Source organism: Accumulibacter sp. (assembly GCF_036625275.1).
Classification (GTDB): Bacteria; Pseudomonadota; Gammaproteobacteria; order Burkholderiales; family Rhodocyclaceae; genus Accumulibacter.
This window is the reverse complement of the sequence record NZ_JAZKUD010000136.1, coordinates 1-6,776: the sequence shown is the minus strand read 5'-3', so window position 1 is coordinate 6,776 and position 6,776 is coordinate 1. Positions and strand designations below refer to the sequence as shown.

The following is a 6,776-nucleotide window of genomic DNA, read 5'->3' as shown; positions in this document are numbered from 1 at the left end:
CCTCTGGCTCGGATGGAGATGCGTGTGGTGATGGAGGAGATCCTCGGGCGCACGACCCGCATCGACCCGATCCCGGACCGGCCGCCCACCGGCGCGGTGTACCCCGGCAGTGGTTTCGCCACCCTGCTCCTGCGACTCCGATAGGCGCCACCACGGAAGCTGGACGTGGCGCGAGTGGTGGAACCGACCACGCAGAGTACGCCCGCAACGGCGACGCACTTAAGCACTCGCAGAGTGGCCGCCGAACTGGGCGTCAGCGCGGCCAGCGGCTAACGCCACTGGCGCGCCAATGGCTTGAAGCCTCATCTGGTGCGTGGGTTCAAAGTGTCTCGCGATCCCAAGTTCGTCGAAAAACTCGATCATAACGGCAAAATAGGCAATGACGACAACCCGCATTCATTACCGTGAAAGTCGCGCCAGAGATTTGCGAATTTCCCCGATTGCTGGAGAGGCAGGGAGCGAGAGGGGAATCCCTGTCCGCGGATATGCTTTGTGCGCATCGATCGATTCTGTCGTGAAAGCCGGAATGAGCCGTGCAAGGGAAGAAACCGGTCATGGCTTTCATCATCGGCGGTGTCAGCCATGACTGTTGGGCAAGACAACATTGTCTTGCCCAGAGCGGGGCATCATCCACACATAGCCTTCCGCATCCGAGAAGGTAAAATCAGCGCCATGACACGCTCCGACCTCATTGCCGTTGTTGCCTCGCGCTTCTCCAGTCTTGTGGCGAAGGATTCCGAGATCGCGGTCAAAGAGATCCTCTGCGCCATCGGGAACGCTCTGGCACAAGGGGATCGCGTCGAAATCCGTGGTTTCGGAAGCTTCCGTTTGAACTACCACCCAGCACGAACAGGGCGTAATCCGAAAAGCGGAGAAGCCGTGGCGGTTGCCGCGAAATATGTGCCGCACTTCCAGGCCGGCAAGGAAATGCGCGAACGCGTTGAGCAGTCGGTCAAGCTCGCGCCGCTCCAGCGGGCTGCCTGATGCGCGTCCAGCGGTTGTTTGCGCTGATCGTGTTGAGCGGAGGCCTGGCTTTCCAGGGACGGCCAAGCGCCGATCGCCATGCCGCCGGCGCGGCCTGTTTTCGGAAGACGTGGCCATCGCTTTCGCCGCTGACTTTGAGCGCGTTGCTCATGGCTGTCCGCCGATGATGACTTTTCGCGGGACATACCCGGAGGTATTCCACGCAACCGTTGCCGCCGGCGTTTGTGCCGGCGTCGCGGTGACCTTCGTTGCCGCCTTCGCCGTCTGCGCCTGAGCTGGCTGCACCGTTGCCAGCGCCCCAGACATCGAAGAGGGCAGGGCGCCCACTTTCGTCACGTCCTCCGTGACAAAGCGGGCCTCCAGCCAATCCGCCCACCTTCCGGCCTTGACGAGCAGATCGGCCCGGTATACCGCGTTGTACTGCGGCGTCCGGGAGTGATAATTTGCGGCCCGCGTCCAGAGGTCGCCCCTGTCTTTCCTGATGTGCTGCCGCAGCCGCCAGGCGGCGAGGTCGAAGGCATAGCAACCGGCTGCCGCTACGTCGGCGGGCGTGATGCCGTAGCGAGCCAGGTCGCGCAGGTACACCGTGTTGAACTGCATCGGCCCCACGTCGTGCGTGCCGTTGGTGTTGCGCACCCACTGGCCCGGCTTGCCGGCTTCCTTCTCCGCCACTGCAAGCACGATGTTCGCGGGAACCTGGTACTTCACGGCGGCCGCGATCGAGCAGACGACGCGTTCCTGAAGCTGGGGCGGAAGATCGGCAACAGGCATGAACTTTCTGCTTGCGTCCTACCGATACCACTCTTCATTCCTGCGCTGGCTATCTTCGGCAGCAATCCGATCGTTGTACCGAGCCACGGCAGCGCTATAGTCGCGCGCATCGACCCAATAGCCGCCCCTTTCCGGCGTCCCGACATAGCGGGGAGCCAGGTCGCCGAGGTCGGTGTACTGGTGCCCGGTGTAGGCCACGCAATAGCCTGGCATCTGGTTGTTGATCAACACCCTGCCACCGTCAGCGTCCCAGCTGTTCCACACGAGAAGCGTCACATTCAGTGAAGCCGCGTCGCAGCGGCCCGCGCCGTTCGCCATGGCGCTCACCAGCGAGCGCATTTCCGGAGTCTGATCCGACACCGGGCATAGGCTGAGGAAGTTGGCGCGTGCTCGCACGGTGTCCGACCACTTCCGTTTATGGATACTGAAATAGCGCGAGAGCGACGGTGCGCACTCGCTCGGGCGGGTGCTCGTCGCCAGGCACAGGGTGGCCTCGCACGCCAGGCGGGTATCGCCGGTCAGCACCTCCTGGGCACCGGCGGGGGCCGCGTTTGCGGCGGCGATCGCCAGGGCGAACGGAGCGAAAGCGCAGTGGTTTTTCATCGGGAATGCTCCTTTCAAGAAGATCGGGCGGCGCGGTCACGGAATGCGGCGATTTCCGCTTCTGCGTCCACCGATTGGTCGTCTGCCTTTGCCAGGCTGTCGCTGCCGAATGCGGGTTGCTGGTCGCTCCTCGCCTTGATGGCCGCAGCGATCTTGCCGCCCGTCGTCTCGCCGATGCGATCCATCGCGGCCTCTTTGATGTCGCCAGCCCTCGCCTTTGCGACGTCCCAGCTGCCTTGCGCCAGATTCGCCGCAGTGCCTGCGGCGACCTTGCCGACCTTGGCCACTGCCGACGCCATGTCGCCCGACTGTGCTTGGCCCGGCGTTCCGCCACGCTTTGTGGTTGCCTGCCGGGTGTTGGATCGGCCGGAATGTGAACTGCCTCCACCAGACGATCCGTGACCGGCTGAACTGCTGTCCATCGCCGCCGCCAGCGGGCTGGCGCCGCTACCGCCCGACGATCGACCACCACCCGACGAACTGCCGCCGGCCAGGTTCGAAAGCATGTCGCTACCACCGGCCACGTCTTGCGACGCTTTCGAGCACGCCGCCATTAGGGCTTGCGCGCCGCCGGCGATGTTCTGCACCCCTCCCATTACCGCCGCGCCGGCCATACTGGTTGCCGCTGCCGCCATGCCGGCGGCACCCATTGCCGCCCCAGCAATAGCGCCTGCGCCAAAGTTGCCGGCTCCGCCAGAACCGCTGCCAGTGATGACGCCAGCCAACAAGGACGGCACCCGATTGATCAACATCAGTAGGGCGAAGCAGAAAACCAGCATCACGCCAAGTTCCTCAAAGTTGAGCGCGCCCTTGTTCATCTTGGCGTAGAAGGTCGACAGTAGGTCATTGCCAATGCCGATCAGAAGCACCATCGCCATCAGCTGGACTGCAACGCCGAGAACGGCTTTGTAGTAGTTGATCGCCAGGTCCGAAGTCCATCGCGAGCCGCCGAATCCGAGGAAGAAGATCCCTGCGTACATCAGGATCCATCCCGCAACCAAGAGCAGGAGCATGTTCACTGCGACGGCCGCGAGCAAGAGCATGATCCCCGCGCTCAGGGCGATGCCGACAAAACTATCGATCGGCGTCCATAGCGACAGGCTGATGATGGCCTGCTTCCAGATCATGAACCCGATATCGACGATGCTCGACGGCGTGACCGAGGAGACACCAGAGGCTTGTTCCCCTAGCTTCTGCAAGGATCGGATGATCGAGGACGCAAAGGCCGGTCCGTTCCTGAGCAACCACAGGAAGAAACCGAAGAACATGATGAACCGGACAAACTCCGCGAGGAATTCACCAATGTCAGCCTTGCGGAGAATGAGTATGCCGCCAGTCCACACCAGCGAGATTGTGCCGAGTGTCCAGAATAGCCACAGGGCCGCGTTCATGACTACTGATTGCCAACTCGATGCGCGTGTGGCGAACTCCGTTACAACCTGGTCGAGCATGCCCTGATTGGTGAGCTGGGCAGCAGCGCCGACCGAATACAGCATCAGGGCAGCACCGATTAGCGCTGCAGTTTTGATTCCCTTCATGGCTTCACTTCTTCGGTTCAGTCAATTCGAGCCAGTTCTTCGGCTTCTCGGTTGGCGCGATGCGGCTTTCAGTCGATGACTTACGGGCGTCGCATTGTTGCTGTTCTTCCTGACTGCGCGGATTTTTGCAGTCAAGCTCGCGCTGACTGCACCCGGGAACCAGAAGCGCCACGATCATGGCAACAGCCACAGGTATGATGTGCTTGACGTGCATGGTGTTGTCCTCCTGTCAGCGGTTCAGTTCGAGCCAGTTCTTGGGGCTGCTGGTCGTGTTGATTCGGCTCTCTGTCGAAGTGGCATGCGCAGCCGCCTGCTGGGCCTCCCTGTCGGCTTCCACCTGCATGCGCGTTGCCAACGCGTTTTGCTGGGCGATCAACAGCCCGCGAATCTGCAGGAGCTGGTTGGCCTGCTGGCTGGCGAGCTGGTTTGCGTAGCTGATCGCCTGCATCTGGCCAGTCGCGCTTTGCGCACTCCCTTGCAGGCGCTGCAAGGTCCTGGCATCCGCTTCCAGGGCGGCCTGTTGCTTGTCGAGACCCCTGAACAGTGCATCGTTGGCTCTTTTCTGTGCTTCGGAGCCGAAGCGCTGGTTCTCCTTGATCGCGGCCCACTCCGCGTCGGTGCAACCGCCCTGCCTGAAGCAGGGCGAACCGCGGTAATAGGACGCATCCTGGAACTTTCCGAGGTAGGCATCGATGCTCCCCAGGTTGGTCTTGTAGTAATTCAGCGTGTCGATCGCACTGCGCAGCTGGTTCATCGTGCCGGTGGCCGAGTCCCAGATGTAGGCCGCCGGCGCCAGCGTGTTCTGCAGCATGTTTTCGTACTGCTGCAGTTGCGTCTGGTACTGCTGAATCTGCTTCAGCGTCTGGGCGACCGCTTCAATCGAGCTGATCACGGTCTGCGAGAGGTTCGCGGTGTCGATGACCGGGATCCCTGCTGCATGCGTCGGCGTCGTTATTGCCGGGCCGGCGAACAGGGCCAGAAGCAGGGCCCGAAGCAGGGCCCGAAGCAGGGTGCCTGTGGCAGTTACCTTCATGGCGGTGGGTTTGCGGGTCAAGAGTTTCATGCTCACTGCTCCTTGGCGTCAGTAGTCAAACGATTGGTACGGCTTGGAGAACGTCATGTCCCTGGCGACAATGACGTTGAAGCGATACCCCGGCCGGATCTCAAGCGTCGGTGCGATGTTCATGTTCTTGGCGATCAATTGCGCGGTGACCTGGCCGAGTTGCTGGCCCAGCGCTTCGCTCATCGCGCTGCTGGCGGTTGGTGTGCCATAGACGCTGTTGCCCTGGTTCTGGCCCTGGCTGTAGGTGATGCCGGCGGTCACGGCAGACATCAGGAGGGCCGATCCGAACAGGCGCAGGTAATGATTGTTCACCTGGTCCGTAAGCCCAGCATAGCCGACACCATCGGCGCCCGGCATGGCGCCGATATCGATCGCCTTGCCGTCCGGGAAGACAATGCGTTGCCAGGCGACGAGCACGCGCGCCTGGCCGTAGGCGACATCACTCGAGTATCGGCCGACCAGGCGCGAGCCTTGCGGGATCAACAGATGTTTGCCGGTCGGCGTGTCGTAGACGTTTTGCGCGACCTGGGCCATGATCTGGCCCGGTAGTTGGGAGTTGATCCCGGAGATCAGCGTTCCCGGGATGACGAAGCCGGCCCGCAGTTCAAACGGCGAGCGCGGCGCTTCCATCCGGGAATCCAGCTTCCAGCGATCGCCCTGGTCGCCGCTGCTGCCCCCGCTGCTGCTATTTCCGAATTGCGCAAGGTTGTTCCTGCCGCCCGCGGCCGCTGATGGCAGCAATTGCGGAGATGACGAGGCGGCACCGCTACCGGCGCCCCCGATGCCGGCACCCTGCAGTGTCGCCAGCCGGGCCTTGTAGGCTGCCGTCGGGTCGTCGTGCACCGCGGCCTCGCTCTGTTGCCGTAGGGCTGCCAGGCGCGCCAGTGTTTCCTCCCGGCTACCCGGTGCGCCGGCATAGCCCGCAGCGCCCGGCGCCGATCCCGCGCTACGCGGGGCAACCATCTGCACCGTGGTCCTGGCCTTCACCGCTTCTTCGAGCTGCTGCATCTTCGCCATACGGATGCGATTCAGTTCCTCGTCACGATGACCACTCTGGGATGTGCCACCACCGACTGAGGTCGGCGGCTTTGGCGGGGCATCGAGGTTGTCCGGGCGTGCAATCAGCACAGCGCCGTCGGCGGTCGCGGGCGGGGAGAGTTCGGGGACTTGCAGCGGCTTCGCGGCCGCCGGTGGAATGATTCCATCCTTCTGTTCGCCGGCGATCTCGCTGGCGAACAGGCGGGTATTGCCACCCTTTTCCTTCGGCCCCCCGTTGGGCTTGTTCTGCTGCGCAGCGCGATCGGCAGCCACCAGCACCATGATGGCCAGGAACACGGTCATGACGCCGCCGATGAGGTACATCGGCAGGTTATTCACCCGGCGCACGCCGGATCGTCTGGAGAGCGTGCCGGGCGAAGCGTCGGGGGTCATCTGTTCGTTGGTCAACGGGTCAGCCATCGCCGGTCACTCCTTGCGAACCCACGCGCCGGCCGGTGCCACGCGGTCGTTCTGCGCCAGGTAGGCGCGGCTGAGCGATTTCTGCCCCACGGTCACCGTAACGCGGTACAGGTTCGGACTGGCCGCTGCGTCGAGCACGTAGTGCAGGCTCAGCCCTGGCACAGTCGCTGGGGCGGCTTCCTTGAACTCCACGAGGGCGTAGCCCTTGGCCCGCAGCACCTCGACCAGGGCACTGCCATAGGCATCCGGCGTCGGCTGGCCGAGATGGAAGCGCGTTCTTGCTGGTGGGTACAGTGCGACCAGCTGCTTCACCGTATCGGCGGCGATCCTTTCCTCGAGGCCGGCCGGCGGATGGGTCG

The 6,776-nt window shown here is 63.2% G+C and carries 8 protein-coding genes and 1 pseudogene; 2 read left to right on the top strand and 7 right to left on the bottom strand.

Annotation, left to right across the window (positions count from 1 at the left end; all coding sequences use genetic code 11):
* Window positions 1-171: 171 nt before the first annotated feature.
* Window positions 172-360 (top strand): annotated as a pseudogene (locus V5B39_RS22375) (IS630-like element ISCARN69 family transposase); the annotation flags it as partial.
* A gap of 312 nt (window positions 361-672) precedes the next feature.
* Window positions 673-984 (top strand): integration host factor subunit beta, encoded by a 312-nt coding sequence (locus V5B39_RS21105; RefSeq protein ID WP_324566154.1) that lies wholly within the window; start codon window positions 673-675, stop codon window positions 982-984.
* 147 nt (window positions 985-1,131) lie between these two features.
* On the opposite strand, the gene V5B39_RS21100 is transcribed toward V5B39_RS21105, so the two are convergent.
* From V5B39_RS21100 to V5B39_RS21070, 7 genes are all read right to left on the bottom strand, one after another.
* Window positions 1,132-1,755, bottom strand: a complete 624-nt coding sequence (locus V5B39_RS21100; protein WP_291864350.1) for a transglycosylase SLT domain-containing protein — start codon at window positions 1,753-1,755, stop codon at window positions 1,132-1,134.
* An 18-nt stretch (window positions 1,756-1,773) separates the two neighbouring features.
* Window positions 1,774-2,358, bottom strand: coding sequence for a TrbM/KikA/MpfK family conjugal transfer protein (locus V5B39_RS21095; RefSeq protein WP_291864356.1), 585 nt, complete (start codon window positions 2,356-2,358; stop codon window positions 1,774-1,776).
* Window positions 2,359-2,372: 14 nt separating this feature from the next.
* Entirely contained in the window at window positions 2,373-3,896 is a 1,524-nt protein-coding gene (gene trbL, locus V5B39_RS21090) for a P-type conjugative transfer protein TrbL (RefSeq protein WP_324566145.1), read from the bottom strand.
* A gap of 4 nt (window positions 3,897-3,900) precedes the next feature.
* A complete protein-coding gene (locus V5B39_RS21085) occupies window positions 3,901-4,110 on the bottom strand; it encodes a hypothetical protein (RefSeq protein ID WP_324566147.1) in 210 nt (69 codons plus the stop codon).
* A 15-nt stretch (window positions 4,111-4,125) separates the two neighbouring features.
* The gene (gene trbJ, locus V5B39_RS21080) at window positions 4,126-4,929 is read right to left on the bottom strand and encodes a P-type conjugative transfer protein TrbJ (protein WP_434735747.1); all 804 of its coding nucleotides are present in this window, start codon (window positions 4,927-4,929) and stop codon (window positions 4,126-4,128) included.
* Window positions 4,930-4,977: 48 nt separating this feature from the next.
* Window positions 4,978-6,417, bottom strand: a complete 1,440-nt coding sequence (locus tag V5B39_RS21075) for a TrbI/VirB10 family protein (protein ID WP_332344799.1) — start codon at window positions 6,415-6,417, stop codon at window positions 4,978-4,980.
* Window positions 6,418-6,423: 6 nt separating this feature from the next.
* A partial coding sequence (locus V5B39_RS21070) for a conjugal transfer protein TrbH (RefSeq protein WP_332344798.1) occupies window positions 6,424-6,776 on the bottom strand: 353 nt, incomplete at its 5' end.

Excerpts from the sequence above, each read along its gene's own strand:
- V5B39_RS21105 (WP_324566154.1), top strand. The coding sequence starts at position 673 with ATGACACGCTCCGACCTCATTGCCGTTGTTGCCTCGCGCTTCTCCAGT.
- V5B39_RS21100 (WP_291864350.1), bottom strand. The coding sequence starts at position 1,755 with ATGCCTGTTGCCGATCTTCCGCCCCAGCTTCAGGAACGCGTCGTCTGC.
- V5B39_RS21095 (WP_291864356.1), bottom strand. The coding sequence starts at position 2,358 with ATGAAAAACCACTGCGCTTTCGCTCCGTTCGCCCTGGCGATCGCCGCC.
- trbL (WP_324566145.1), bottom strand. The coding sequence starts at position 3,896 with ATGAAGGGAATCAAAACTGCAGCGCTAATCGGTGCTGCCCTGATGCTG.
- V5B39_RS21085 (WP_324566147.1), bottom strand. The coding sequence starts at position 4,110 with ATGCACGTCAAGCACATCATACCTGTGGCTGTTGCCATGATCGTGGCG.
- trbJ (WP_434735747.1), bottom strand. The coding sequence starts at position 4,929 with ATGAAGGTAACTGCCACAGGCACCCTGCTTCGGGCCCTGCTTCGGGCC.
- V5B39_RS21075 (WP_332344799.1), bottom strand. The coding sequence starts at position 6,417 with ATGGCTGACCCGTTGACCAACGAACAGATGACCCCCGACGCTTCGCCC.